The organism is Butyricicoccus intestinisimiae (assembly GCF_018918345.1).
Taxonomy (GTDB): Bacteria; Bacillota; Clostridia; order Oscillospirales; family Butyricicoccaceae; genus Butyricicoccus_A; species Butyricicoccus_A intestinisimiae.
The window spans coordinates 1-26,461 of record NZ_JAHLQI010000002.1 but is presented as its reverse complement, the minus strand read 5'-3'; the positions used below and the strand labels follow the sequence as shown (position 1 = coordinate 26,461).

Annotated in this window: 22 protein-coding genes; 18 read left to right on the top strand and 4 right to left on the bottom strand. The window is 53.2% G+C overall.

Features of this window, described 5'->3' with window-relative positions:
- Positions 1-121: 121 nt before the first annotated feature.
- From KQI75_RS03420 to KQI75_RS03380, 9 genes are all read left to right on the top strand, one after another.
- Positions 122-1,549 carry a 4Fe-4S dicluster domain-containing protein gene (locus KQI75_RS03420; protein ID WP_216469342.1) on the top strand — a complete coding sequence of 476 codons (1,428 nt, stop codon included), beginning with the start codon at positions 122-124 and terminating at the stop codon, positions 1,547-1,549.
- Between the two features lie 138 nt (positions 1,550-1,687).
- The gene (locus tag KQI75_RS03415) at positions 1,688-5,422 is read left to right on the top strand and encodes a leucine-rich repeat protein (RefSeq protein ID WP_216469341.1); all 3,735 of its coding nucleotides are present in this window, start codon (positions 1,688-1,690) and stop codon (positions 5,420-5,422) included.
- Positions 5,423-5,566: 144 nt separating this feature from the next.
- Positions 5,567-6,121 carry an N-acetylmuramoyl-L-alanine amidase family protein gene (locus tag KQI75_RS03410; protein WP_216469340.1) on the top strand — a complete coding sequence of 185 codons (555 nt, stop codon included), beginning with the start codon at positions 5,567-5,569 and terminating at the stop codon, positions 6,119-6,121.
- Positions 6,118-7,002 (top strand): polysaccharide deacetylase family protein, encoded by an 885-nt coding sequence (locus KQI75_RS03405; protein ID WP_216469339.1) that lies wholly within the window; start codon positions 6,118-6,120, stop codon positions 7,000-7,002. The genes KQI75_RS03410 and KQI75_RS03405 overlap by 4 nt, the downstream gene beginning before the upstream one ends.
- A gap of 2 nt (positions 7,003-7,004) precedes the next feature.
- Positions 7,005-7,295 carry a PRC-barrel domain-containing protein gene (locus tag KQI75_RS03400; protein ID WP_216469337.1) on the top strand — a complete coding sequence of 97 codons (291 nt, stop codon included), beginning with the start codon at positions 7,005-7,007 and terminating at the stop codon, positions 7,293-7,295.
- Between the two features lie 165 nt (positions 7,296-7,460).
- Positions 7,461-8,186 (top strand): 30S ribosomal protein S2, encoded by a 726-nt coding sequence (rpsB, locus tag KQI75_RS03395; RefSeq protein ID WP_216469336.1) that lies wholly within the window; start codon positions 7,461-7,463, stop codon positions 8,184-8,186.
- A gap of 97 nt (positions 8,187-8,283) precedes the next feature.
- On the top strand, positions 8,284-9,216 hold the full coding sequence (gene tsf, locus KQI75_RS03390; RefSeq protein WP_216469335.1) for a translation elongation factor Ts: 933 nt from the start codon (positions 8,284-8,286) through the stop codon (positions 9,214-9,216).
- Positions 9,217-9,336: 120 nt separating this feature from the next.
- Positions 9,337-10,311 (top strand): aldolase catalytic domain-containing protein, encoded by a 975-nt coding sequence (locus tag KQI75_RS03385; protein ID WP_216469333.1) that lies wholly within the window; start codon positions 9,337-9,339, stop codon positions 10,309-10,311.
- Between the two features lie 156 nt (positions 10,312-10,467).
- A complete protein-coding gene (locus KQI75_RS03380) occupies positions 10,468-11,352 on the top strand; it encodes a LysR family transcriptional regulator (RefSeq protein ID WP_216469332.1) in 885 nt (294 codons plus the stop codon).
- A gap of 39 nt (positions 11,353-11,391) precedes the next feature.
- Here the strand turns inward: KQI75_RS03380 and pap are convergent, their stop codons facing one another.
- On the bottom strand, positions 11,392-12,870 hold the full coding sequence (gene pap / locus KQI75_RS03375; protein WP_216469330.1) for a polyphosphate:AMP phosphotransferase: 1,479 nt from the start codon (positions 12,868-12,870) through the stop codon (positions 11,392-11,394).
- 214 nt (positions 12,871-13,084) lie between these two features.
- On the opposite strand from pap, the gene KQI75_RS03370 reads away from it, so the two are divergent.
- The 4 genes from KQI75_RS03370 to pckA all read left to right on the top strand — a co-directional run bounded on the left by KQI75_RS03370 (position 13,085) and on the right by pckA (position 17,524).
- Positions 13,085-13,492: a Fur family transcriptional regulator gene (locus KQI75_RS03370; RefSeq protein WP_216469328.1), complete on the top strand. Its 408-nt coding sequence runs from the start codon at positions 13,085-13,087 to the stop codon at positions 13,490-13,492.
- Between the two features lie 182 nt (positions 13,493-13,674).
- Positions 13,675-14,838 (top strand): 6-phosphofructokinase, encoded by a 1,164-nt coding sequence (locus KQI75_RS03365; protein ID WP_216469327.1) that lies wholly within the window; start codon positions 13,675-13,677, stop codon positions 14,836-14,838.
- Positions 14,839-14,906: 68 nt separating this feature from the next.
- The gene (locus tag KQI75_RS03360; RefSeq protein ID WP_216469326.1) at positions 14,907-15,689 is read left to right on the top strand and encodes a carbon-nitrogen family hydrolase; all 783 of its coding nucleotides are present in this window, start codon (positions 14,907-14,909) and stop codon (positions 15,687-15,689) included.
- A gap of 230 nt (positions 15,690-15,919) precedes the next feature.
- A complete protein-coding gene (pckA, locus tag KQI75_RS03355) occupies positions 15,920-17,524 on the top strand; it encodes a phosphoenolpyruvate carboxykinase (ATP) (RefSeq protein WP_216469325.1) in 1,605 nt (534 codons plus the stop codon).
- A gap of 83 nt (positions 17,525-17,607) precedes the next feature.
- On the opposite strand, the gene KQI75_RS03350 is transcribed toward pckA, so the two are convergent.
- Positions 17,608-18,516 (bottom strand): radical SAM protein, encoded by a 909-nt coding sequence (locus tag KQI75_RS03350; RefSeq protein ID WP_216469324.1) that lies wholly within the window; start codon positions 18,514-18,516, stop codon positions 17,608-17,610.
- A gap of 108 nt (positions 18,517-18,624) precedes the next feature.
- Here KQI75_RS03350 and ade point away from each other — a divergent pair, with 108 nt between their 5' ends.
- Entirely contained in the window at positions 18,625-20,331 is a 1,707-nt protein-coding gene (gene ade, locus KQI75_RS03345; protein WP_216469323.1) for an adenine deaminase, read from the top strand.
- A 36-nt stretch (positions 20,332-20,367) separates the two neighbouring features.
- Here the strand turns inward: ade and KQI75_RS03340 are convergent, their stop codons facing one another.
- Both KQI75_RS03340 and sigK read right to left on the bottom strand, forming a co-directional pair.
- Positions 20,368-21,018: an HAD hydrolase-like protein gene (locus KQI75_RS03340; protein ID WP_216469322.1), complete on the bottom strand. Its 651-nt coding sequence runs from the start codon at positions 21,016-21,018 to the stop codon at positions 20,368-20,370.
- Between the two features lie 69 nt (positions 21,019-21,087).
- Positions 21,088-21,780 (bottom strand): RNA polymerase sporulation sigma factor SigK, encoded by a 693-nt coding sequence (gene sigK, locus KQI75_RS03335; RefSeq protein ID WP_216469321.1) that lies wholly within the window; start codon positions 21,778-21,780, stop codon positions 21,088-21,090.
- 163 nt (positions 21,781-21,943) lie between these two features.
- Here sigK and KQI75_RS03330 point away from each other — a divergent pair, with 163 nt between their 5' ends.
- The 4 genes from KQI75_RS03330 to galE all read left to right on the top strand — a co-directional run.
- The gene (locus KQI75_RS03330) at positions 21,944-22,732 is read left to right on the top strand and encodes a hydroxypyruvate isomerase family protein (RefSeq protein ID WP_216469320.1); all 789 of its coding nucleotides are present in this window, start codon (positions 21,944-21,946) and stop codon (positions 22,730-22,732) included.
- Positions 22,733-22,917: 185 nt separating this feature from the next.
- Complete coding sequence (gene melB / locus KQI75_RS03325; protein ID WP_216469319.1) at positions 22,918-24,327, top strand: melibiose:sodium transporter MelB; 1,410 nt, start codon at positions 22,918-22,920, stop codon at positions 24,325-24,327.
- A 10-nt stretch (positions 24,328-24,337) separates the two neighbouring features.
- Positions 24,338-25,633 (top strand): galactokinase, encoded by a 1,296-nt coding sequence (locus KQI75_RS03320; RefSeq protein WP_216469318.1) that lies wholly within the window; start codon positions 24,338-24,340, stop codon positions 25,631-25,633.
- A gap of 13 nt (positions 25,634-25,646) precedes the next feature.
- On the top strand, positions 25,647-26,461 hold an 815-nt coding region (gene galE, locus KQI75_RS03315), incomplete at its 3' end, for a UDP-glucose 4-epimerase GalE (RefSeq protein WP_216469317.1).

Below are 26,461 nucleotides of genomic sequence, written 5' to 3'. Positions count from 1 at the left end.
AAACGGCAAAAAGCATCCGGCGAAAAGGCGCGGGGCATGATTGACAAGTAACTTTTGTTACGATACAATACATCTGTTAAGGATAAGACAAGCTCGCATTTTGGGAAGAGGAGAGGCGTGCATGAGAAGTTTTGAGACAGACGTCCAAAAAATAAAGTATAAGGTACTTCGTGCAGTGGCGGAGCACGCGCTGAACGAAAGAATGGAAGATGTATATTATTCTGTCCCGCTTGAGGTTATTCCGGGCAGAAAGCCGACCATGCGCTGCTGCATTTACAAGGAACGCGCCATTGTTGGCGAGCGCGTGCACACAGCGCTTGGCGGAGACCGCGGCGACAACGTCATTCAGGTCATTGACATCGCCTGTGACGAATGTCCGGTAGACCGGTACACCGTCAGCAACGCCTGCCGAGGCTGTCTGGCGCACCGCTGCATGAAGGCCTGTCCGAAGGGCGCCATCAGCAGAACCAAATCCGGAAAGATGGAAATTGATCCGGAAAAGTGCATCCACTGCGGCCGCTGTGCAAAGGCCTGTCCGTATGAGGCGATTACCGAAAACGTGCGTCCGTGTGAGCGCGCCTGCAAGGTCGGCGCCATCAAGATGAACGACATGCAGAAGGCGGAAATCAACTACGACAAGTGCATCAGCTGCGGCGCCTGTGTGTTCCAGTGTCCGTTCGGCGCAGTGGTGGACAATTCTTCCATTGTCGATGCCATCAAGCTGCTCCAGCAGGCGGATCACCGCGGCTATTACACGGTGGCGATTGTCGCACCGGCGATTGCCTCGCAGTTCAAGGGCGTCAAGCTGGGACAGGTCAAGCAGGCACTGCGCAATCTGGGATTCCATGATGTGGTCGAAGCGGCACTGGGCGCTGATATGGTCGCAAAGAAGGAATCCAAGGAGCTGGCGGAAAAGGGCTTTTTGACCTCCTCGTGCTGTCCGGCATTTGTCAGCTACATCAAGAAGCACATGCCGGAGATGGCGGAGCACATCTCACACAACCTGTCTCCAATGGCAGAGCTTGGCAAATACATCAAGGAAAACAGTGCGTGGCCGGTTAAGACGGTATTTATCGGCCCGTGCACCGCAAAGAAGGAAGAACAGAAGCTGGAGCACGTTCGCCCGTGGGTGGACTGCGTGCTGACGTTTGAGGAGATGGTGGCACTGCTGGATGCGGCGGACTGCGCACCGGAGGAACAGAGCGAGCTGCCGGTCAGCGATGCTTCGTACTTCGGCCGTATCTTTGCGCGCTCGGGCGGCCTGACCGAGGCGGTCGTCGAGAGCATCAAGGAGCAAGAAATCGACTTTGAGCCGAAGGCGGCTGTGTGCAGCGGCATTGAACAGTGCAAGGTTGCACTGCTCAAGGCGAAGATGGGCAAGCTGGCGGAAAACTTTATCGAGGGCATGGCGTGTGAGGGCGGCTGCGTCAACGGCGCGGGTGCAATCAGCCATCTGCCGACGGATCGGCGCTCGGTGGACACGTTTGCAAAGACAAGCTCGAAGGAAGGCGTCAACATGTCGGTTGGCAGCTACGAGACCAAATTCTAATTGCATAGCAACGCATTGCGGCACCAGAGGCAGAATAATGCCTCTGGTGCTTTTTTACTTGTAAAAAATTACAGATTTTGGTATCATGAAAGCGGAACGGTTATTCTGCAGAACGTGCAGATAATAAGGAGGTAAAAAATGAACTGGAAAAAACGAGTGACCAGTCTGGTATTGGCCGTGTGCCTGCTGGCTGGCATGCTGCCGACCATGGCGTTCGCAACCGAAACGCCGCGTGCGGAGAAGAAAACCAGTGTTGCCGGCATGCCGTTTACGGATGTCGAGGCGGGCAGCTGGTACAGTGACGCCGTGCAGTACGTGTACGACAACAAACTCATGAACGGCACAGCGCCGACCAAGTTTGAGCCGTACACCGTCATGTCGCGCGCGATGGTTGTGCGGATTCTGTACAACAAATCCGGCAATCCGGAGGTGACGGGCGATTCGTCCGGCTTTACCGATGTCAATAAGTCGGATTGGTATTTTACTGCGGTCAAATGGGCGTATGAAAACGGCTATGCCTCGGGCGTGGGAAACAATCGCTTCGATCCGAATGCCGATGTGACGCGCGAGCAGTTTGCGCAGTTCCTGTACAACTATGCGGGAAAGCAAACGGTAGAGGGAGATTATCTGTCCAAGTTTCCGGACGGAGACAGTGTTTCGTGGTCTAAAAATTCCATGAACTGGGCGGTGTCCCACAAGCTCATCAACGGCACAAAGGAAAACGACGTCAATTATCTGCGGCCGCAGAACGGCGCGACCCGTGCACAGGCGGCAATTATTCTGCGTTCGTTCTGCCTGATGCAGGAGGGCGAAAGCAACTATGCCATTCTAGATTTGAACGTGAGCGGACAAAAGGCGACGGTGCAGGCAAGTGCATCCGGCGCGTGCACGCTCAACATTCGATTCCTGAATGAGGACACGGACAAAGAGCTCAATATTTCGGCGACTGCTTCCGTTCCGGCGGGAACCGAGATGGGCGAGGTGACAGCAGACATCACCGGCAATATGCTGCCGACGCATTATAAGGCGGTTCTGACGCTGACGGATGCGAACGGAAAGCAGCTGTGCGATTCGTTTACCAGCATGAAGTACACGACGGCGCAGGAAAAATTCGATGCGCAGACCGTGGACGATTTCAAGGACGAGACCGTCATCAATTTTGACGAGGACAAGACCGACAACTTCGGCGTTCTGGACGATACAGTCAAGACGCCGACGGCACAGCAGGATGTCAACGTCATTGAGCAGGATGCAAAGAATACATATACCGTTACCAACGCCGATGCATCGGCGAAGTCGCTCAAGAAGGGCGATGAAGCGCTGTTTTACGATGAAAACGGCGAAGAAGTGCTGGTTTCCGTTGAAAATATTTCGGTTTCCGGCTCGACAGTGACCATCACGCCGAATGAGGACGCCGTTCTTTCGGATTTCTATCAGGTGCTGAAGGTGGATGAGACAGTGGCTGCCAATCCGGCGGACATTGATATGAGCGATGCGGACGAAGGCGTGACGCTGGTGAATGAAAATACCAAGCAGAGCGCGGACGCATCAGGCTCGAAAGCAGACAGCAAGGGCGAGGAATTGGATCTTTCCAAGGCGGTCAAAGTCCAGCTGGAGTACAAAACCAAGCACTTCAAAGTCAACGGCAGTGCATCCATAGAGGAAAGCATTGAGCTTGCGATTACCTATGATGCGAAGCTGTTCGGCGAAGATTATGTGTACTGCAAGGTCATTTCGACCACCACGGGCAAGGTCAATGTAGATGTTCGCGCCAAGGTGGACAATGACGAAGCAGTCAAGAACCAGACGGATAAGGCAGAGGTAAAAATCGGCAGAATTCCGTTCCCGATCGGCGCCGGATTCTCGGTTTCCGTCGCGGTGACATTGCCGATGGAAATCAGTCTGGAGGGCGGCGTGTCCTCTACCGCGACGAGTCAGGTAAAGGCAGGTTTTATTTACGACAGCGACAGCGGCAGACAGAACATTTCTTCAAAGTCCTTCAACGTAGATTACATTCGCGGAGAAGCGAAATTTGAGGTGAAGATTGGCCCGAAAATCGCGCTGAGCGTTGAATTTTTACAGGACGTTATCAAGGCTGAATTGAGCGTGCAGGCGGGCGGCGACTTTACGGCAACGGCGAAAATCGGCTCGGCAGGAACGACAAACAGCGAATCCATTCATGCGTGCACAAGCTGTCTGGACGGTGAAATCTATCTGTTTGTGGAATCCCATGCGAATCTGAAATGGAAAATCACAAAGCACGTGAGCGGAACGATTTTTGACATTACGCTGATGGAGATGCAAAAACCGATTACCGATTTTTATGTCTCGCTGGTCAACGACAAGGATTCTCCGCTGGGCGGAAAGATAAAGATGGGCTTCGGCACCTGCCCGAACAACAAATACCGCACGACGTTCCGCGTCAAGGATATGAGCGGAACCGAAGTAAAGACCGCTTCTGTAGCCGTTGCCAAGGACGGTGCCTCTGTCGGCACGGCGAAAAACGGAGAGAATCTGTATCTCTATAACGGCGATTACACGGCGTCCAGCAAGGTGGACAACAAAAAGCTCGGCAAATCGTTTGAGGTCAAGAATGCGGCATCTACCGTGACACTCAATGCCAAGACAGACGGCGCAGTGGATCCGGACAAGCCCAAGCCGGGCGATACCGTGGAGAGCGGCACCTGCGGCGACGATCTCACGTGGAAGCTGGACAGCAACGGCACGCTGTTCATTGAGGGCACGGGAAAGATGTACGACTATCGCGTAAATGACGCAGGAGATCCGCCATGGTATGATCTGGACGTAAATGCGGTGTATATTGGCGATGGTGTGACGAACATCGGAGAGAGTGCGTTTTACGCATGCAGCATGAAGACGTTGAGAATTCCGGATACTGTGACGAAGATTAGAGAAGGCGCATTTTGGAGCTGCCGTTCGCTGAAAAATATCGATATACCGGAAGGTGTCGTATCCATTGGAGATCAGGCATTCGGCTCTTGCGACAGCGCCGAGCGCGTTACCATTCCGAGCACGTTGAAGGATATCGGATATGATGCCTTTACAGAATGCTATGGTGTGAAGGCATATCAGGTTGCCGCGGGAAATCCGAACTATTGCGCGGCAGGCGGCGCCCTGTTTGACAAGGCGATGACGAAACTGATTCGCTATCCGAATGCAGATGAAGCGACAGAATATGCGGTGCCGAACGGCGTGGTTGAGATAGAAAATGGCGCACTGTGGTACAGCAAGCATCTGGTTCGTTTGTCCATTCCGAGCAGTGTGCAGAGCATGGGCTCGGTAGCAGGCTGCGATTTACTGGAAGAAATTTCCGTCGACCCCAACAATACAGCGTATTGCTCGGTAGACGGCATTCTGTTCACCAAAGGACAGACAGAGCTGATTTGGTACTCGCGGCACAGAAGCGATACCTCGTATGACATTCCGAGCAGTGTAGAAGAAATCGGGCCGCAAGCCTTTGGACACTGCGAAAATCTGAAAACCGTCAACATCCCGAACGGTGTGAAGACGATTAGCACGCAGGCATTTTATGCATGCACAGGTTTGACGAGCATTGCCATTCCGGACAGCGTGACATCGCTTGGTTTTTGGGCATTTGAAGATTGTTCCGGCTTGGAGACCGCAACCATTGGAAGCGGTGTGACCAAACTGGATTCTACATTTTATAAGTGCAGTTCGCTGAAAACAGTGACGATAGCAGACAGCGTGACGGAGATTACCTCTTATACGTTTCACGCAACGAATTTGGATGATGTCTATTTCAAGGGAAGCAAGGAACAGTGGGATGCCATTACCATTGATTACGATGGCCAACCGTGTTTGAAGACGGCAACTATTCATTACAACAGCTGATTGCTTGTAAAACAAAGAGACAAGCGCACATCCCCGCCGGCTTGACCGGCGGGGATTTTGCATACAGACACAAGAAAAAGCGGTATGCTTTTTCCTGCCCGCTGCATAGAATGGGAGAGACTATGCAAAGGGAGGCGTGCCAATATGCCGACTGTTTTTCTCAGCCCGTCAACGCAGGAATATAATGCGTATTATGACGGCGCGGGCAGCGAAGAATATTATATGAATCGGATTGCGGATGCGATGGTGCCGGACTTGGAGGCGTCCGGCATTACGGTTCTGCGCAACAGTACCAGCGACACCGCCGTGACCAGCGCGCAGAAATCCAATGCGGGAAACGCAGAGTTTCATCTGGCGATTCACTCCAATGCCGCACCGGAAAATCTTGCGGGAACACTGCGCGGTACAGATGTCTATTATTATACCGGCAGTGAACTGGGCAGGCGGGCAGCAGATATTTTTGCCAACAATTTCAGCATGATTTCCCCGACGCCGCAGCGCGTACACGTCATCGCAACATCCCGTCTGGCGGAGCTTCGCCGGACGGCGGCGCCTGCGATTCTCATAGAAATCGCATACCATGACAATCCCGACGATGCCAATTGGATTCGCGCGAATATACGCGACATTGCGCGCAATTTGTCGGTGTCCACGGCGGATTATTTCGGTGTGCCGTTTCGTCAGGCGGTGAGTGGGTGAACAGCCGCTGGATGATTGCCCAAGGGCGGACGGTGCTGACGGCGGGCGCAGTGCTTGCCGTCCTGCTGCTGGCGGGCGGCTGGCTGTTTTCTCATCCAATGTCTGTATCCGCAAATCAATCGGTTATTTTGCTGCCTGCGGCGATGTATCACAGCGTGACCGATGCGGGAGATTCTCCGGCACAGTATGTCATTTCGCCGTCTATGCTGGAGAGTGACCTGCAATATCTTCAAGCACACGGGCGGGAGACGGTTACCATCCATGATTTGCTCGCATATGTGCAAGATGGCGCAGCGCTGCCGGAAAAACCGGTGTTGTTGACGTTTGATGACGGGTATTATAACAATTATAAATACGCCTATCCGCTGCTCAAGCAATACGGCATGCGGGCGGTGCTGTCGCCGGTCGCCAGCCTGACCGAACGGTTTTCTCAGACCGATGAGGCGGAACAGGAAGCGTGGTCGTACTGCACCAAGCAGGAACTCAAGGAAATGGCGGATTCCGGTGTGTTTGAGATACAGAATCATTCGTATGATTTTCACGAGTTAAAGCCGCGCAAGGGCTGCCTGCGCATGGCGGGAGAGACTGCGGCGGCATATCGGCAGTGCTTTTTGTCCGACACGCAGCGGGCGCAGGATTTGTTTGTCTCGCTGGGTATAGAGGCGCCGGTGTGCTATACGTATCCATACGGCGCTGTCAATGCGGAAGCGGAAGCACTGACGGCGGTGTGCGGCTTTTCGGTCACGCTGCGCTGTGAAGAAGGCGTGACGGCGCTCACGCGGGATACGGCGTGCCTACAAGGCATTCGGCGCAACAATCGGGACGGCAGATGGAGCAGCGCGCAGTTTTGGGATGCACTGCTCGCACAGACGGAGGGATGAGCATGAAATGCAACTGTCAAAACGGCTGCCGCCTCGCGGAGCTGCGCTGCAAAGAGGTCATCAGCGTCAGCGATGGCAGCCGCCTCGGCTATGTCAGCGATGTGGAAATCGACACGTGCACGGGCAGGGTGGCGGCGCTTGTTGTGCCGGCAAAAAATAATCTGGCGTTTTGGAACCGAAAACAGGACTATGTCATTCCGTGGGAGGCGATTCGCCGCATCGGGGACGATATTATTTTGACCAGCTTTTGCGCCGATGCGCCGGTGCAGGCGCCGTGTGCAAAAGAATTTTGAAAAAACGCGAAAATTTTTCTTGCGTTTGGCACGGCGGTATGTTACAATCATCAAGTATGAAAAATACGCACACATCGCGTAAGCGGCGTGGTGCCCTGTGGCATAGACGCAGGGTCGCTGCCAAATGGAACGATGTGGAGGAAACAACTTTAGGAGGATATTTCAATGTCTGTAATTTCTATGAAGCAGCTGCTGGAAGCTGGCGTACACTTTGGCCATCAGACCAGAAGATGGAACCCGAAAATGGCTCAGTACATTTTCACCGAGAGAAACGGTATCTACATTATCGATCTGCAGAAGACCGTAAAGAAGCTGGAGGAGGCTTACTTCTTCGTTCGTGATACCGCTGCTGCTGGCGAGTCCATTCTGTTCGTTGGTACCAAGAAGCAGGCTCAGGACGCTATCCGCGAGGAAGCTGAGCGCGCTGGCATGTTCTATGTAAACGCAAGATGGCTGGGCGGCATGCTGACCAACTTCACCACCATGCGTACCCGTATCGCTCGTCTGAACCAGCTGAAGAAGATGCAGGAAGACGGCACCTTCGATCTGCTGCCGAAGAAGGAAGTTATCAAGCTGCAGCTGGAGATCGCTAAGCTGGAGAAGTATCTGGGCGGCGTCAAGGACATGAAGAAGCTGCCGGGCGCTATGTTCGTTGTAGATCCGCGCAAGGAAAAGAACGCAATCGCTGAGGCTCGCAAGCTGAAGATTCCGGTAGTTGCTATCGTTGATACCAACTGTGATCCGGACGAAGTTGATTACGTAATCCCGGGCAACGATGACGCAATCCGCGCTATCAAGCTGATCTCTGCTACCATGGCTAACGCTGTACTGGAAGGCAAGCAGGGCGAGCAGCTGGCATCTGAGGAAGCTGAAGAGAAGGCTGCTGAGTAATCTCTGATACAAAGCAAATAGAAAAAGCCCGCCGCGTTGTTTCGGGCGGGCTTTTTTCACAAAAACGGAACGATTATATCTAGGAGGAATTTACACCATGGCATTTTCTGCAAAGGATGTAAAGGCACTGCGCGAGCAGACCAATGTTGGTATGATGGATTGTAAGAAGGCACTGACCGAAGCTGACGGTGACTTCGACAAGGCAATTGAGATCCTGCGTGAGAAGGGTCTGGCAAAGGCTGCTAAGAAGGCTAGCCGCGTTGCTGCTGAGGGCATCGTAAGCATCGAGATCTGCGACAAGTGCGGCGCTGCTGCAATCGTAGAAGTAAACTCTGAGACCGACTTCGTTGCAAAGAACGCTGACTTCCAGAAGTTCGCTTCTGACGTAGCAAAGGTTGTTATCGCTGAGAATCCGGCAGATCTGGACGCTCTGAAGGCTGCTAAGATGGGCGACGTAACCGTTGAAGGCGCTCTGCAGGAGAAGGTTCTGACCATCGGCGAGAATCTGCAGATCCGCCGCTTCGAGCGTTACGACGAGAGCACCGTAAACGTTGGCTACACCCATATGGGCGGCGTTATCGGCGTTCTGGTTGGTCTGGAAGTTTCCGACAACCTGAAGGGCAATCCGGCAGTTGTTGAGCTGGGCAAGGACATCGGCATGCAGGCAGCTGCAATGCGCCCGCTGTTCATGGACAAGTCTGACGTAGATCAGGCTACTCTGGACAAGGAGAAGGAAATCCTGCTCATCCAGGCTACCGAGGAAAACAAGACCGCTGCTAAGCCGAAGCCGCAGCAGATCATCGAGAAGATGGTTATGGGCCGCATCGGCAAGTACTACGAGGAGAACTGCCTCCTGCAGCAGGCTTTCGTAAAGGAGAACAAGGTTTCCGTAGAGAAGCACATCGCTGCTGTTGCTAAGGAACTGGGCGGCTCCATCAAGCTGGTTAAGTACACTCGCTACGAGAAGGGCGAGGGCATCGAGAAGAAGCAGGACGACTTCGCAGCAGAAGTTGCTTCCATGGCAAAGTAATCTCAATACAGCGCAATTTTCAGCCCCTGCTTCGGGCAGGGGCTGTTTTTCCACCAAAGCAATTTACTCAGTTGCGGTTTAATTTACTAAAGTGACCGCAAACGGGAAAGGAGAACTACAATGGCACCACAGAAAGGCAATTTGATGACCTTCCGCGAAGACGTCCGCGTGCTGGACTGCACCATTCGCGACGGAGGACTGTGCAACGACTTCCGCTTTACGGATGATTTCGTTCGAGACTTGTACCAGACCAATCTGGCAACCGGTACGGATTACATGGAGTTTGGATATAAGGCTTCTGTCGATCTGTTCAATCCGGAGGACTTTGGCAAGTGGAAGTTTTGCAGCGATGAGGACATCTATGACATTGTCGGAGACAATGACACCAACATGAAAATCTCTGTTATGGCGGACGTTGGACGCACCGACTACAAGCGCGACATCCGCGAGAGAAGCAACAGTCCGGTGGATTTGGTGCGCGTGGCAACCTACGTCAAGACGATTCCGGCAGCCATTGATATGATTGAGCACTGTGCCAAGATGGGATACGAGACCACCTGCAACGTCATGGCAGTGACGCAGGCGCGCCGCGAGGATCTGCTGGAAGCGCTGGAGCTGCTCGGCAAGTCTCCGATTCACACGGTGTACATTGTAGACAGCTACGGCTCGCTGTATCCGGAGGAAATCCGCGACATTTCGGATATGTATCTGGAAAAGATGGACAAATACGGCAAGCAGGTGGGCATTCACGCGCACAACAACATGCAGCTGGCATTTGCCAATACCATCACCGCCTGCGCAAACGGCGTCAGCATGCTGGACGCGACGATGAACGGCATGGGACGCGGCGCGGGAAACTGCATGATGGAACAGCTCATGACCTTCCTGCGCAACCCGAAATACCAGCTGCCGCCGGTGCTTCGCTTTGTCGAGCAGCACATGGACAAGCTGCGTGCGGAGGGCGTCAAGTGGGGATACGACACGCCGTACCTGCTGACCGGATACATGGACATGCATCCGCGCACGGCAATTGCCTTTACCAAGGACAATCGCCACGACTACGCGACCTACTTTGCCAATCTGGGACACGAATAAAGAAAATACGCATCTGCTGCCGTCGGGTTTGCCTGACGGCAGTTTTTTGTGCTAATTTCCGAAGAACCTGTCAGTTTTACGTCAGGTGTTGTGCAAATAGAAAAATTAAGCTATAATAATAGCAACAGTACGAACGCACAAAGGGAGGAGAAGGCTATGACCTTGAGAAATCTGCGCATTTTTTTGGCGGTTGCGGACTGCGGCAGCATGAGCGAGGCGGCAAAGAAAATGCACATTGCGCAGCCCTCTGTCAGCGGCACAATCAGTGAAATTGAGGAGCAGTATCAGGTGCGCCTGTTCGAACGGCTGGGCAGACGGCTGTATATCACGCCGACCGGCGAGCAGCTGTGTGAATATGCGCGGCATATTTTGTCCGCCTTTGACTCGATGGAACAGCGCCTGCGCAATGCGGATGACACGGATATGCTCCGCATCGGCGCGACGGTCACGGTGGGAACCTGCATTTTGGGAGATGTTCTCAAGCGCTACATTGCGGAAACCGGCCATCCGGCGCCGCGGGTGCTCGTGGACAACACGCAGGTCATCGAACAGCAGCTGCTCAAGAGCGAATTGGATGTCGCCATCGTGGAGGGCAGCATTTCCAGTCCGGATCTCGTCACGCAGTGCATGATGAATGACCCGCTGGCGCTGGTGTGCGCGGCGCATCACAATCCGTTTAGAGAGCGCCGGTGCGTCAGCATGGCGGAATTGCAGCGCATCCCGTTTATTCTGCGCGAGAAGGGCAGCGGCACACGAGAGGTGTTTGAGCGCGCGATGCCGCACATCAACGCCCAGTGGGTGTGCAACAACAGCGAGGCAATTTTGCATGGCGTCGAGCAGGGCTTCGGCATGACGGTGATTTCGCGCCGGCTGGCGGAGCAACGGCTGGCAAGCGGCAGCCTTATCGAGCTGTGCGTGACGGATATGTCACTGGAACGGCAGTTTTCCGTGGTTTGGCATAAAAACAAATACAAAGGCAACAGCTTACAGCAGTTTATAGACATCAGCACACAGTATGGCTTGGAACAGGAACGAACATAAAACAAAATCTCCTTCCCGCGGGAAGGAGATTGTTTTTGCTCAAATGCGCGCCTCAATGGCATCGTTGAGTGTCTGAATGGCTTTGATGCGCCCGAATTTTTTGTCCTGCGATTCCACAATCGTCCACGGCGCGTATTCCGTAGAGGTCAGACGAATCATGTCGTTGACGGCGGTTTCGTATTGATCCCACTTTTCGCGGTTGCGCCAGTCCTCATCCGTGATTTTCCATTGTTTTTCCGGCGTCTCCTGCCGTTCCTTGAAGCGGCGCAGCTGCTCATCCGAATCAATGTGCAGCCAGAATTTGATGAGAATGGCGCCCCATTTTTGCAGCTCGTATTCCAGTTCGTTGATTTCCTGATAGGCGCGCTTCCATTCTTCCTCTGTGCAGAAGCCTTCCAGCCGCTCGACCATGACGCGGCCGTACCATGTGCGGTCAAACACCGTGATGTGTCCGTCCTCCGGAAAATGCTGCCAGAACCGCCACAGATGGTTGTGCGCCTTTTCCGTCGGCGTCGGGGACGCAATCGGCACCACCTCATAGCCGCGCGGATCCAATGCTGCCGTCAGGCGCTTGATGTTGCCGCCCTTTCCGGCTGCGTCCCAGCCCTCGTATGCCACGATGACCGGAATGCGCTTGCGATACACGATGTTGTGCAGCTTGGCGAGCTTTTTTTGCTCCTTGTGCAGCAGGTTTCGATAGACGTCCTCGTCAATGGAGCGGTACAGCGGGACATCCTCCAGCAGCGGCTTTTTGACCAGATGGAAGGTGTGCATCTGGGCGTGATACTCTGACGGGATAATCACCTTTTTCTCGTCCAGCGCGGAGCGAATTGACTGCACGATGACTTGATAGATTTCATTCATCGCGCTGCGGCGCTCCTGCGCGCTGATGACATGCCACGGCGCGAACACCGTGTTGGTTTTTTCCAGCATTTCGTCGTAGACGCGGTAGTATTCCTTGTAGTGCTTGTTGCGGTATTGGTCGCGCTCCGTCACGCGCCAGCGGGTGTTTTTGTCGCGCATGAGTTTTTCCTGCCGGTGCGCCTGCTCCTTGGCGGAGATGTGCAGGAAAAACTTGATGATGAGATAGCCGTCCTGCGACAGCTCCCGCTCAAATGTGTTGATGCTCTCCATGCGGCTGTACGCCTCGTCAACCGAGAGATTGTTTTCCAAACGGGCGCGGGAGACCTCCGGATACCAGCTCTCGTCAAAAATCGCCATTTGTCCGCGCTCCGGCGTGCGCCGCCAGTGCCGCCATAAAAACGGATAGCGCTGTTCCTCCGGCGTGGGGTCCTTGGTGTTGTAGACCTTGAAGAAGCGCGGGTCGAGTGTCTGAATCATGCTGGCAATCATGCTTCCTTTGCCGGAAGAATCCCAGCCCTCAAACAAAACGATGACCGGCAGCTTGCTCTCCTTCATGCGGTGCTGGAGCTGGGCAAGCTCCCCGCGCACCTCGCGCGTTTCCAAACGGTATTCAATATCCGTCATGTGGCGGTTGAAATCGACGTGATTCAGCATAAAGACCCTCCTTTGTCTCTGAATGTAACAATAGATGATTCTTATTATAGCATAGTTTGCGGGGAATTTCACGGAATATTCGGCGCGGGAAAAAATAACAATTGAGAAAACAAGTGGAAATACTTGACAGACGACACTGAAATCTGATAGTATATAAATAGTGAAAATGATTCCTGTTTTTAAGTAAAACGGTGACAGAGGGAGGTGCAACTCGATGAAATATTCCAGACAGAGAGAGCTTGTGCGGGAAGCAGTGGAAAAATCTTCGATTCACCCGACGGCGGATGAGGTGTATCAGGAGGTTCGGAAGCGGGAGCCGACCATCAGCTTGGCGACGGTGTACCGCAATCTCAATCAGCTTTCGGAAAATCATCTGATTCGGCGCGTTGTCGTTCCGGGAGATTCCGACCATTTCGACCACACGCTCAAGGAGCACGAGCACATGATCTGCACCCAGTGCGGATGCGTGGTGGACATTTGGCCGCAGGTGTCGCTGCAGGCGCTGTTTTCCGGCATGGAGGGCGCACACATCACGGGGTACGATTTGACGCTGTACGGCATTTGCGACGACTGCGCACGCAAGCGCGGCGAGGCGGAGCTGCAGGATACAGCGCATGTATAACGAAAAGCAGGTGTTTTTGACACCTGCTTTTTTGTGCTGTGACAAGAATTGTCAGAATTGTGTAAAATCCGTTGCGATATTTGAATGAATTTGGTATAATAAACATATTATCAGCAGCCCAAAGAGAGAGCAAAACGGCAGGCTGAATCAAAAGAATGGGACTTGTAGAAGGAGGAACCAGCATGAAACGAATTGGTATGCTGACAAGCGGCGGCGATTGTCAGGGCTTGAACTCGACCCTGCGTGGTGTTGCAAAAGCGCTGTATGAGGAATACGGCAAGGAAGTAGAAATCTACGGCTTTAAGGATGGATACAAGGGACTCATTCAGGGAGAATACCGCCTCATGTCTTCGAGCGACTTTTCCGGCATTCTGACGATTGGCGGCACCATTCTCGGCACTTCGCGCCAGCCGTTTAAAAATATGCGCGACAAGGACGAAAACGGCGTTGATAAGGTCACAAAGATGATTCAGACCTACAACGACATGAAGCTGGACTGTCTGGTTATTCTCGGCGGCAACGGCACGACAAAGACCGCGAACCTGCTGCGTGAGGAAGGTCTGAACATCATTTCTCTGCCAAAGACCATCGACAACGACCTGTGGGGCACCGAGGTTACGTTTGGCTATCAGACCGCGGTGGACATTGCGACCGACGTGCTGGATAAGGTGCATTCGACGGCGACCTCTCACAGCCGCGTATTTTTGGTAGAAATCATGGGTCATGGTGCCGGCTGGCTGACCCTGAGCGCAGGCATTGCGGGCGGCGCAGATATTATTCTGATTCCGGAAATCCCGTATGATCTGGACGCGGTTGTCTATGAGCTGGAGGAGCGCCGCCGTCACGGCCACGCGTTCAGCATTGTCGCTGTGGCAGAGGGCGCGATTTCCAAGGAAGAAGCAAAGATGTCCAAGAAGGAATTCAAGGCAGCCCGTGCAAAGATGACAGATCCGTCTATCAGCTTCCGTCTGGCTCGTGAGCTGGGTGAGAGATGCTCGCAGGAAATCCGCGTCGTGAATCCGGGACACATTCAGCGCGGCGGCGGTCCGGATGCGTATGACCGCATTCTGACCACGCGTCTGGGTACCGGCGCGGCACGCCTGATTAAGCACAAGCAGTACGGCAACATGGTAGCGATTCGCAACAATGAAATCGTTGCGGTTCCGCTCAGCGAGGTTGCCGGAAAGCTCAAGACGGTGCCGGTAGACAACGATCTGGTACAGGCAGCGCGCGACATCGGCATCAGCTTCGGCGATGAGAGTCCGGAAAAGGACAAGAAGAAGGACAAAGACAAGAAAAAGGATAAAGACAAAAAGGACAAAGATAAGAAGGACGAAAAAGCATAAGCTTTTTTGATGCAGGGGGGCTGTCCAAACGATTGGGCAGCCCCTGTATTCGTCTGAAGGAGGAACGTATGAGAGCAGCACTGATCCAGCTTCGCGTCAGCAGCGGAGAAGTACCGGCACAGCGCTGGATGCGGGTAGAGCGCATGCTGTCCCAGCTGATGGGGCAATGTGTGGACTTGATTTTGCTGCCGGAATTGTGGAGCGTTGGATTTTCCAACTTTGCACAGTATCGGGAAGCGGCGGAGCCGCTGCACGGAACGACTCTGCTGCGGTTGGCGCCGTGGGCGCGCAAGCTAGAGGCGCACATCATGACAGGCAGCTTTGTGGAGCGCTGCGGCAGCCAGTACTATAACACATCGGCGCTGCTGGACAGCCGCGGCATTTTGACGGGGACGTATCGAAAAATACATCTGTTTGGATACGATTCGCAGGAACGGCAGCTGCTGACGGCGGGCAGCCAGACCAGTGAAGTTTTGACATCATATGGCGTTGCGGGTATGGCTACCTGCTATGACCTGCGGTTTCCCGAACAATTTCGCCGCATGGTGTCGCGCAGCGCGGAGATGTTTTTGGTTTGCGCGGCATGGCCGAAAGCGCGCGCAGAGGATTGGGAGCTGCTCTGCCGCGCGCGTGCGTTGGAGAACCAGAGCTTTTTGCTCGCTTGCAACACCTGCGGCACGTGCGGCGGCGTGGAAGGCGGCGGGCACAGCATGATTGTCTCTCCGGAGGGCAAAATTTTGGCGCAGGCGGGCGAAACGGAACAGGTGCTTGTCGCGGACATCGACCTGAGTGAAACGGCAAATTTTCGTGCACGATTTCCTGCATTGCGCGACCGCGTCTGCATGTCTTGAATCTTGCTCGCCGGCCTGCGGAGAAAATGACAGAAATATCGCGCAAAGTGTACCATGTTTACACATATCCTGCAGAAAAAAACGAGATAATTGTGAGAAATGCCGATTCTTTCCGCGTTTTTCGAGTAATTTGGGACGTTTTTCATATTGACATTCTGACGCTGGTTAGATAACATAAAAGCACAGGATTTATACCTAAGATAATTTTTCAGGAAAGAGGTTAAACAAAGATGGCATCTATTGATTTGAGCAAATATGGCATCAGTGGCGCTACCGAGATTGTTTACAATCCGTCTTACGAGCAGCTGTTCGAAGAGGAGACCAAGGAAGGTCTGTCCGGTTACGAAGTTGGCAAGCTGACCGAGCTGGACGCTGTAAACGTTATGACTGGTATTTACACCGGCCGTTCCCCGAAGGACAAGTTCATCGTTATGGACGACAACTCCAAGGACACGGTATGGTGGACTTCTGACGAGTACAAGAACGACAACCATCCGGCATCTCAGGAAGCTTGGAAGGCTGTTAAGGAGATCGCAGTAAAGGAACTGTCCAACAAGAGACTGTTTGTTGTTGATGCATTCTGCGGCGCAAACAAGGATACCCGCATGGCTATCCGCTTCATCGTAGAAGTAGCTTGGCAGGCACACTTTGTTACCAACATGTTCATCAAGCCGACCGCTGAAGAGCTGAAGAACTTTGAGCCGGACTTCGTTGTTTACAACGCTTCTAAGGCTAAGGTTGAGAACTACAAGGAACTGGGTCTGAACTCTGAGACCGCAGTTGTCTTCAACATCACCAGCCGTGAGCAGGTTATCATCAACACCTGGTACGGCGGCGAGATGAAGAAGGGTATGTTCTCCATGATGAACTACTACCTGCCGCTGAAGGGCATCGCTGCTATGCACTGCTCCGCAAATACCGACCTGAACGGTGAGAACACCGCTATCTTCTTCGGTCTGTCCGGTACCGGCAAGACCACCCTGTCCACCGACCCGAAGCGCCTGCTGATCGGCGACGACGAGCACGGCTGGGACGACAACGGCGTGTTCAACTTTGAGGGCGGCTGCTACGCAAAGGTTATCAATCTGGATAAGGAATCCGAGCCGGACATCTACAACGCAATCCGCCGTGACGCTCTGCTCGAGAACGTTACCGTTGCTGAGGACGGCAAGATCGACTTCGCTGACAAGAGCGTAACCGAGAACACCCGTGTATCCTACCCGATTGACCACATTCAGAACATCGTTCGCCCGATTTCTTCTGCACCGGCAGCTAAGAACGTAATCTTCCTGTCCGCAGACGCATTCGGCGTACTGCCGCCGGTTTCCGTACTGACTCCGGAGCAGACCCAGTACTACTTCCTGTCCGGCTTCACCGCTAAGCTGGCTGGCACCGAGCGCGGTATCACCGAGCCGACCCCGACCTTCTCCGCTTGCTTCGGTCAGGCATTCCTGGAACTGCATCCGACCAAGTACGCAGAAGAGCTGGTTAAGAAGATGAAAATGAGCGGCGCAAAGGCTTACCTCGTAAACACCGGCTGGAACGGCTCCGGCAAGCGTATCTCCATCAAGGATACCCGCGGCATCATTGACGCAATCCTGAAGGGCGATATCAAGACCGCTCCGACCAAGACCATTCCGTACTTCAACTTTGAAGTTCCGACCGAACTGCCGGGCGTTGACTCCGGCATTCTGGATCCGCGCGACACCTACGCTGATGCTTCCGAGTGGGATGCAAAGGCTAAGGATCTGGCTGGCAGATTCATCAAGAACTTTGCAAAGTACGAAGGCAACGAAGCTGGCAAGGCTCTGGTTGCAGCAGGCCCGCAGCTGTAATCCGCTGACGAGAACGCTCGTACTGTATAAAAAACACAACAGCGAGATTGCACATCGAAAGATGGGCAGTCTCGCTGCTTTTTTTATTTTGCGCGGCAGACGCCGGTTCCGTCAAAATGCGGAATAAAGCTCTCGCTGATGGCTTCTGCGTCCTGCGTCCAGCCGTCTAAGCCGAGAAACGCCATTTGCTCACACGCCTCGGCATACGCTTCGTCCGTGATGGGCTGCAGCAGCTCCGGATAGTCGGTCAAATCCGTGCACGGTGTAAACTGCCGCATCAGGCTGACAAAGACCTCAGTGCCCCAGCGCTTGGCGATGGTGCGCAGAATGTGCGCTGTGTCTGAACCGAGATTCGGCAGCATCAAGTGGCGGATGATGGTGCCGGAACGCATCAGACCGTCTGCGTCGATGACCGGTTCGGCTGTCTGCCGCACCATTTCGTCGATGGCATCGACGGTGACATCAAAGTAATCCGGCGCGCGGGAATAGCGCTCACTGTAATAGGAGCTGTAATATTTGAAGTCGGGCAGATAAATGTCAATCAGTCCGTCCAACATGCGCAGCGTCTCGACGCGCTCATAGCCGCCGCAGTTGTACACAATCGGGATGGTCAGACCGCGTTTGCGTGCAAGCGGAATCGCCTGCGTGAGCTGCGCGGCATACTGTGTCGGCGTGACCAGATCAATGTTGTGGGCACCGCGCTGCTGCAGAGACAAAAACGTATCTGCCAGACCGGAGATGTCCGTGCAAATGCCGGATGCGTCTGCGTCCAAGCCGGAAATGTCATGGTTTTGACAGTACACGCAGCCGAGCGGACAGTGACAGAAAAAGACCGTGCCTGCCCCGTTGGTGCCGGACAGGCAAGGTTCCTCCCATTGGTGCAGAGAAGCGAGACCGATACGGATGCGCGCATCGGCGCCGCAGAACCCATGTTCGCCGGCTTCGCGGTTGACACCGCACAGCCGCGGGCACAGGGTACAGTGTTCGAGCATGAAAACGCCTCCTTTCTCGTCTATCATAGCATAAAAGACTGGGAAAATACAAGAAAATGCGATATACTGTTGTATAGAGAAAACACGGACAGATGGGAGCGTCACAGGATGGATTTTTCAAAGTTTCCTGAGCTGGCAAAGGCAGCCAGAGGAGAGGTACAGGCAGATTTGATATTTCGCGGCGGAAACGTCATCAATGTGTTTACAGGAGAAATTCTGCGCACATCGGTTGCCGTCAAAGACGGCACCATTGTGGGCATGGGTGACGGATATGTCGGCGCACAGGAAATAGATTTGACGGGAAAATATCTGTGCCCGGGCTTTATTGATGCACATCTGCATTTGGAATCCACTATGGTGACACCGGCGGAACTGGTGGAACGGGCGGTCAAGTGCGGCACGACGACGTATATCGCAGACCCGCATGAGGCGGCAAATGTCAGCGGCGCGGCGGGCATTGATTATATTTTGGATGAGACGGAGGACGTACCGGCCAATGTCTATGTGATGATGCCGTCCTGCGTGCCGGCACTGCCGTTTGAGGACAACGGCTGTACCTTTGACGCGGCAGAAATGAAAAAATACCAGAACAATCCGCGCATTTTGGGCTTGGGCGAAGTCATGGATTATGTCTCTACCGTGAACGCCGATCCCGCGATGACGCAAAAGCTCGCTCTGTTTGACGGCAGACCAAAGGACGGCCATGCGCCGGGGCTGACGGGAAAACAGCTCAATGCCTATGTGCTGGCGGGTATCACGAACGACCATGAGTGCTCCAGCGTAGAGGAAGTACTGGAAAAACGCCGTCTGGGCATGCACATTCACATTCGGGAGGGCAGTGCCGCCCGCAATCTGGAGCCGATTATTGACGGCATTATCATGCACAACATGGATATCAGCGGGTTCTCGTTCTGCACAGATGATAAGCATATCGAAGATATTCACACGGAGGGACATATTGACCATTGCGTGCGCAAGGCGATTGACTGCGGCATTGCGCCGGTCGATGCCATCCGCATGGCAACCATTCACACCGCGCAGCATTACGGTCTGGCGCATCAGCTCGGTGCGATTGCGCCGGGCATGCAGGCGGATTTGATCGTGCTGGATGATTTGGAAACCGTGCAGATTCACACGGTATATCATCGGGGCAAGGATGTCGCGGGATTCCGCGCGCAGCCGAAGCTGCCGCAGGACAGCCCACTGCGGCGAACCATGCACTGTTTGCCGGTTCGGCCGGAGCAGCTGGATCTGCCGGTCGGAGAAAAAAATGACGTCATCCGCGTCATTCCCAACCAGTTGATTACAGGGCATGAACGAGTGCGTCTGCCGCAGAAAAACGGCTTGTTTGTGCCGAATAATTTGTACAGCAAAATTGCCGTTGTGGAGCGGCATCACAACACGGGTAAAGTCGGTGTCGGCGCCGTGATGGATTTTAATATTCAAAATGGCGCCATCGCGTCTACCGTGGCGCATGACAGCCATAATCTGTCCGTCATCGGTGACAACGATGCGGATATGCTGCGCGCCATAGAGCATCTGCGTGAGATTGGCGGCGGCTATACACTGGTTCAAAACGGAAAGATTTTGTATACCGTGCCGCTTCCGATTATGGGTCTGATGAGCGATGCCGGATTCCATGCCGTGCAGTCCGAGCTGTCCGCGATGATAGCAAAGGCGCATGAAATGGGTGTGCCGGACGGCGTCTCGCCGCTTACGCTGCTGTCATTTTTGGCGCTGCCGGTCATTCCGGCTCTGCGCATCACCCCGCGCGGCGTTTTTGATGTGGAAAATATGCAGTTTATTGCTGAATAATAACAAAACCACCGGTTTTACCGGTGGTTTTGTGTTTTATAGAGATAATAACAGATCTTTCAGCTGTGCCGGTGTTTCGACAATATGGGCGGCGCGGTGGGCTTCGGCTTCTTCGCGGCTGCCAAAGCCGTACAGCACATAGGTGCAGTCAATGCCGTGCTTGCGGGAGCCTTCGACATCGAACAGACGGTCACCGATCATTTCTACATCGGATGGGTCCGGATTGCCTGCGCGCTGCAAAGCCAGTTCGACGATTTGTTCCTTGGAATCCATTTTCCCGTCCAATGTGGCGCCGCAGATGGATTCCAGATAAGGCGTCAGTCCGAATTTGTCTGCGATGCGGACGGAAAAGGCTTCCGGCTTGCTCGTGACCATAAAGCAACGCTTGCCCGCGTCATTTAAGGCTTTTAATACGTCCGGAATGCCGTCATAGACGCGGTTTTCAAACAAACCGCCGGTGGAATACCGTGCGCGATAATCGCGGACAGCCTGCTGTGCCTGCTGCTTGTTCATACCGGCAATGTCCATAAAGCTGTCGATGAGCGGAGGACCGATAAAGCGGCGCAAGTTTTCGTCGGACGGATGCGGCCAGTTTTGCAAATCCAGTGCGTGACGCACGCAGTTTAAAATTCCCTCGCCGGAGTCTGTCAGCGTTCCGTCAAGGTCAAAAAAGAAAATATGTTTCATGGAAAGCTCCTGTTTGATGAGAAATTAGAATCACTATGAGTGTATCAGATTTTATCTGTTCCTGCAAGGTCAGCGCTGCGATTCCAAGGCGCGGCGCAGCTTGAGCAGGGCTTTTTTCTCAATGCGCGAGATGTATGAGCGGGAAATGCCGTACCGCTTGGCGGTTTCGCGCTGTGTGAGCGGCGGCTGACCGGTCAGACCGTAGCGGAGGCGGATAATTTCGCGCTCTCGCGGCTCCAATCCCTGCAATGCGCGAAACAGCAGCTGCCCTTGGTCGCTGTTGTCCACCTGCTCCAGTCCGCGGTCTTGGCTGGACAGGACGTCCATCAGGGACAGCGAACTGCCGTCCCCGTCCTGCTCCATCGGCTCGTCAAGCGAGACGTCACCGGCGTATTTTTTGGTTGAACGAAAGTGCATGAGGATTTCATTCTCAATACACCGCGAAATATACGTGGCAAGCCGCACATTTTTGTTCGGATCGAAGGTGGAAACACCTTTGATTAGCCCGATGGTGCCGATGGAAATCAAATCATCGGTATCCGAGGAAGAAGCATAGTATTTTTTGACGATGTGCGCGACAAGCCGCAAATTGTGTTCGATGAGCATGTCGCGCGCTTGGCTGTCGCCGCTGCGCATGGCCGCGATGCAGGCGGCTTCCTGTTCTGCGCTGAGCGGACGCGGAAACGAACCGGAGGGAGAGGAAACGCGCAGAATACAAAAGGCTGCGCCGCACAGAAACGCCGTTGTGAGGGAAATCAGCATACAATCACCTTCCGTTTTGAGGTGGTTCAGCATATGCGAGAAAAAGCTGTCCGGTGTATGGTTCGGCTTTTTCGCTGCAAAAAAATCCGGCCATGACATTTCGCGATTGCACTGACACGTAAATTGTGTTACTGTATAACAAAAGAGCAAAGGAGAGCTTGATATGAAACTGTTAAAAGGCGCATGCATCGAACCGATGTATGCTGAGATTCCGTTTCTCGATCGTTTTCAGGCGGCAAAGGACGATGGCTTCGACTATGTAGAATTCTGGAGCTGGACGGACAAGGATTTGGATGCTGTCAAGGCAGCCGCAGAGAAAGCAGATATTGGTATCAGCGGATTTAACGGCGATGCGGAATATTCTCTGGTTGATCCGACCCACAAGGAAAAGTATCTGGAATTTCTGAAGAAGTCTGTAGCAGCTGCACAGAAGATTGGTGCAAAGAGCGTGACCATTCACTCCAACGCACTGGGCGATGGCGGCATTGTTGTCAACCATTATGATGACCTGTCCGACACAGTAAAGCTGTGCTCCATGTACGATATGCTGCTCGACTGCGCAAAGATTGCGGAGCAGAGCGGCATCCAGATGAATCTGGAAGGTCTGAACATCACCACCGATCATGTCGGCAATTTTTTGAAGAACACGCAGATGGCAGCGGAGATCATTCGCCTGATTGGCTCTCCAAAGCTGCGCATTTTGTACGATGCCTATCATATGCAGCTCAACGAAGGCAAGATTTGCGATACCATTCGTGCGTACATAGATACCATCGGTCACATTCATATTGCCGATGCACCGGGGCGTCATGAGCCAGGCACAGGCGAAATATGCTACAAGAACGTCATGAATGTTCTCAAGGAACTGCACTATACCGGAATTGTCGGCTGTGAGCTGTTCCCTAAGACCGACACCAAGACCGCTGTTCCGGCAATCATGGAAATTTTCTAATCGGTTCGGCACAAGAAATACCAAAGATGACATGTACGATCCTGCGGGATGATACATGTCATCTTTTTTCTTTTGAAACTGGAATTTGTATTTTTTGAATTGATTTTTCAATTTTAATATTTTTGAAACACAGTATACTTGTAAGTACAGTAAAGAGTTTCAACGGAACAAGAGGAGGAGATAGTATGAGCGCTGAAACCGCAACAAGCAATGTTGTTTATCAGGGCAAAATTCCGGCAAGAGTAAAATACTCATTTGCTTTTGGTGCCCTTGGTAAAGACATGATTTATGGCATGATTGCCACGTTTTCCATGATTTATTTTACCGACATTATCAAAGTCGCACCGGCTTTTATCGGTACCATGTTCTTTGTCGCAAAGCTGTGGGACGCCTTCAATGATTTGTTCATGGGCATGATTGTAGACAACACCCGCAGCCGATTTGGTAAGTTCGTTCCTTGGTTGGTCATTGGCACATTGATTAACGCATTCGTATTCGTCATTGTATTTACAGATTTCCATCTGACCGGCGTTGGCCTGTGTGTGTTTGCATCGGTAGCATATGTCCTGTGGGGCATGACCTACACTATTATGGATATTCCGTATTGGTCCATCATTCCGAATCTTACCTCTGATCCGGCAGAACGAGAGTCTGTATCGGTTCTGCCAAGAATCTTTGCTAGTATTGGTCAGTCTCTGATTATCGCAGGCTTCGGCGTGCAGATTATCAAGGGTCTGGGCGGCGATTACACAGGATATCATCGCTTTGCGCTGATTATTGCCGCTGCATTTATTTTCACCATTGGTGTTTGTGTTATCAATCTGCCGAAAAAGCAGACTGCTGGCAAAACAGAAAAAATTCATTTCAAGGACATCTTTTCTATTATCAAGCAGAATGATCAGCTGCGCTGGGCAGTTGCACTGATTCTGTTGTATAATGTAGGTATCCAGCTGATTATGGGTGTTGCAACCTATTACTTCAGCTACGTGTGCAACAACGCAGGCATGCTTTCTGCATTTATGATTAGTGCATCCATTGCAGAAGTTGTCGGCCTGCTGATTTTCCCGAAGGTTACCAAGAATCTGTCTCGTAAGACCGCATTCCTGCTGGCTTGCATTTTTCCGGCAGTTGGCTTGATTTTGCTGTTGCTGGTTGGCATTTTCTGCCCGACGAACATTATTCTGACCGCTATTTCCGGCGTCATCGTAAAGACCGGCACCGGCTTGGAGCTGGGCTGTGCGACGGTATTCCTTGCTGACGTAGTAGACTACGGCGAGTGCAAGATTGGCACACGAAATGAAGGCGTTGTATTCTCGCTGCAGACCTTGATTGTAAAGTTTACCGCAGCATTCACCGCACTGGCCATTGGCTACGCGCTGAAGCTGACCGGTTATGTCCCGAATGAAATCCAGTCTCTGGGCACACAGAATGCCATTCGTCTGCTCATGTGCATCATTCCGGCAGTCAGCATGCTGTTGGCATATGTTGTATACAGAAGAAAGTATAAGCTGAGCGAAGGACTCATGAAGAAAATCACCGCAGCCATTTCCGGCCATCCGGAAGCAATTCAGGATGTTGATTTGAACAATCTGTGAGGAGAAAATTATGATTGCTTTAGAACAGGTAGAATTATCTCTGCATACAGGAAAAGCAGATGAAAGACTCTGCGAAGTATACGGCTGTATGGCGGGCAGTCCGGAGCTGCCAGATTATCGAAACCGGCTGCTGCACGTGCTGACGGGATTCCGCACACAGTTTTGCGGAGCGGAAGAAATCGAGCTGTTCAGCGCACCGGGCAGAACCGAATTGGGCGGCAATCACACAGACCATCAGCACGGCAATGTGCTCGCGGCGAGCGTCAATCTGGACATTGTCGCGTGCGCCGCGCCGAATGACAGCATGATTGTGCGCATTCAGTCGGAGGGCTATCCGCTGGACGAAATTGATCTGACGGATTTGACCCCGCATCCGGAGGAGACCAACAAGACGGCGGCGCTCATTCGCGGCGTTGCCGCTGCGGCGCACAAGCTCGGCCATGAAATCAAGGGCTTTGACGCGTACATGACCAGCAATGTGCTGAGCGGTTCGGGTCTGTCCTCGTCCGCGGCATATGAAACCATGATCGGTGTCATCATCAACCGCTTTTTCTGTGAGAGCAAGCTGACCGCCATTGACATTGCAAAAATCGGACAGTACGCAGAAAATATTTACTTCGGCAAGCCGTGCGGTCTGATGGATCAGATGGCATCGTCGGTCGGCGGCATCGTGGCCATTGATTTTGCCGATCAGAACGAGCCGACCGTGCGCAAAATCATTTATGATTTACAGGCGAGCGAGCATTCGCTGTGCATTGTAGACACCGGCGGAGATCATGCCGAGCTGACTGGCGATTATGCAGCCATTCCGCGCGAAATGAGCGAGGTTGCCGCGGCGTTCGGCAAGACCGTGCTGCGCGAGGTGGACGAAGCGGAGTTTTTGAAATCCATTCCGTCTCTGCGCCGCCAGTGCGGCGACCGCGCGGTTTTGCGCTCGATGCATTTCTTTGCGGAAAATCGCCGCGCTGTTGCGGAAAAAGAGGCACTGGAAAAGGGCAATTTTGAAAAGTTCCGCCAGCTGGTCATTGCGTCCGGCAGATCGTCCGCGATGTACCTGCAAAATGTGTATACCGGCGTCAATCCGGAAAAACAGGACATGTCGGTTGCACTGGCGCTGGCAGAGAGTATTTTGGACGGCCGCGGCGCGGTTCGCGTGCACGGCGGCGGCTTTGCCGGTACAATTCAGGCGTTCGTACCCAATGACATGCTGAGCTATTTCAAGACAACCATGGAATCCGTGCTCGGAAAAGATGCCTGCCACGTTTTGACGATTCGTCCGGCAGGCGGCGTGGTTCTGCTGGCATAAGGAGGAAATAAATATGGCAATTTTGGTACTTGGCGGCGCGGGCTACATCGGCTCGCACACCGTATATGAACTGATAGACGCAGGGCGCGACGTCGTCATTGCGGACAATTTGGAGACCGGACACATCGAAGCGGTGCATCCGAAGGCAAAATTTTATCAGGGTGACATTCGCAATCGTGAATTTGTGGATTCTGTTTTTGAGTCGGAACACATTGACGGCGTCATTCATTTTGCGGCAAATTCCCTCGTCGGCGAATCCATGACCAATCCGCTCAAATATTATGACAACAATTTGTGCGGCACAAAGGTTCTGCTGGAATCCATGGTGGCGCACGGCATCGACAAGATTGTTTTTTCTTCCACGGCTGCGACATACGGCGAGCCGGAGCGCGTGCCGATTTTGGAGACAGACAAGACCGAGCCGACCAACTGTTACGGCGAGACCAAGCTGAGCATGGAAAAGATGTTCAGATGGGTGGGGAAGGCGCATGGCCTGCGGTTTGTATCGCTGCGCTACTTCAACGCCTGCGGCGCCCATGTCTCCGGTAAAATCGGTGAGGCGCACAATCCGGAATCGCATCTGATTCCGCTGATTTTGCAGGTTCCCAACGGACAGCGCGAATACATTTCGATTTTTGGCGATGACTACGACACCAAGGACGGCACATGTATTCGAGATTACATCCATGTGACAGATCTGGCACAAGCACATATTTTGGCGATGGATTATCTGATGAACGGCGGCGAGAGCAACATCTTTAATCTGGGCAACGGCGTCGGCTTTACCGTCAAAGAAGTCATTGACACCGCCCGCAAGGTCACCGGCCA

What these genes read in the sequence shown, in the direction of transcription:
- KQI75_RS03420 (WP_216469342.1), top strand. Translation starts at nt 122, where the DNA reads ATGAGAAGTTTTGAGACAGACGTCCAAAAAATAAAGTATAAGGTACTT.
- KQI75_RS03415 (WP_216469341.1), top strand. Translation starts at nt 1,688, where the DNA reads ATGAACTGGAAAAAACGAGTGACCAGTCTGGTATTGGCCGTGTGCCTG.
- KQI75_RS03410 (WP_216469340.1), top strand. Translation starts at nt 5,567, where the DNA reads ATGCCGACTGTTTTTCTCAGCCCGTCAACGCAGGAATATAATGCGTAT.
- KQI75_RS03400 (WP_216469337.1), top strand. Translation starts at nt 7,005, where the DNA reads ATGAAATGCAACTGTCAAAACGGCTGCCGCCTCGCGGAGCTGCGCTGC.
- rpsB (WP_216469336.1), top strand. Translation starts at nt 7,461, where the DNA reads ATGTCTGTAATTTCTATGAAGCAGCTGCTGGAAGCTGGCGTACACTTT.
- tsf (WP_216469335.1), top strand. Translation starts at nt 8,284, where the DNA reads ATGGCATTTTCTGCAAAGGATGTAAAGGCACTGCGCGAGCAGACCAAT.
- KQI75_RS03385 (WP_216469333.1), top strand. Translation starts at nt 9,337, where the DNA reads ATGGCACCACAGAAAGGCAATTTGATGACCTTCCGCGAAGACGTCCGC.
- KQI75_RS03380 (WP_216469332.1), top strand. Translation starts at nt 10,468, where the DNA reads ATGACCTTGAGAAATCTGCGCATTTTTTTGGCGGTTGCGGACTGCGGC.
- pap (WP_216469330.1), bottom strand. Translation starts at nt 12,870, where the DNA reads ATGCTGAATCACGTCGATTTCAACCGCCACATGACGGATATTGAATAC.
- KQI75_RS03370 (WP_216469328.1), top strand. Translation starts at nt 13,085, where the DNA reads ATGAAATATTCCAGACAGAGAGAGCTTGTGCGGGAAGCAGTGGAAAAA.
- KQI75_RS03365 (WP_216469327.1), top strand. Translation starts at nt 13,675, where the DNA reads ATGAAACGAATTGGTATGCTGACAAGCGGCGGCGATTGTCAGGGCTTG.
- KQI75_RS03360 (WP_216469326.1), top strand. Translation starts at nt 14,907, where the DNA reads ATGAGAGCAGCACTGATCCAGCTTCGCGTCAGCAGCGGAGAAGTACCG.
- pckA (WP_216469325.1), top strand. Translation starts at nt 15,920, where the DNA reads ATGGCATCTATTGATTTGAGCAAATATGGCATCAGTGGCGCTACCGAG.
- KQI75_RS03350 (WP_216469324.1), bottom strand. Translation starts at nt 18,516, where the DNA reads ATGCTCGAACACTGTACCCTGTGCCCGCGGCTGTGCGGTGTCAACCGC.
- ade (WP_216469323.1), top strand. Translation starts at nt 18,625, where the DNA reads ATGGATTTTTCAAAGTTTCCTGAGCTGGCAAAGGCAGCCAGAGGAGAG.
- KQI75_RS03340 (WP_216469322.1), bottom strand. Translation starts at nt 21,018, where the DNA reads ATGAAACATATTTTCTTTTTTGACCTTGACGGAACGCTGACAGACTCC.
- sigK (WP_216469321.1), bottom strand. Translation starts at nt 21,780, where the DNA reads ATGCTGATTTCCCTCACAACGGCGTTTCTGTGCGGCGCAGCCTTTTGT.
- KQI75_RS03330 (WP_216469320.1), top strand. Translation starts at nt 21,944, where the DNA reads ATGAAACTGTTAAAAGGCGCATGCATCGAACCGATGTATGCTGAGATT.
- melB (WP_216469319.1), top strand. Translation starts at nt 22,918, where the DNA reads ATGAGCGCTGAAACCGCAACAAGCAATGTTGTTTATCAGGGCAAAATT.
- KQI75_RS03320 (WP_216469318.1), top strand. Translation starts at nt 24,338, where the DNA reads ATGATTGCTTTAGAACAGGTAGAATTATCTCTGCATACAGGAAAAGCA.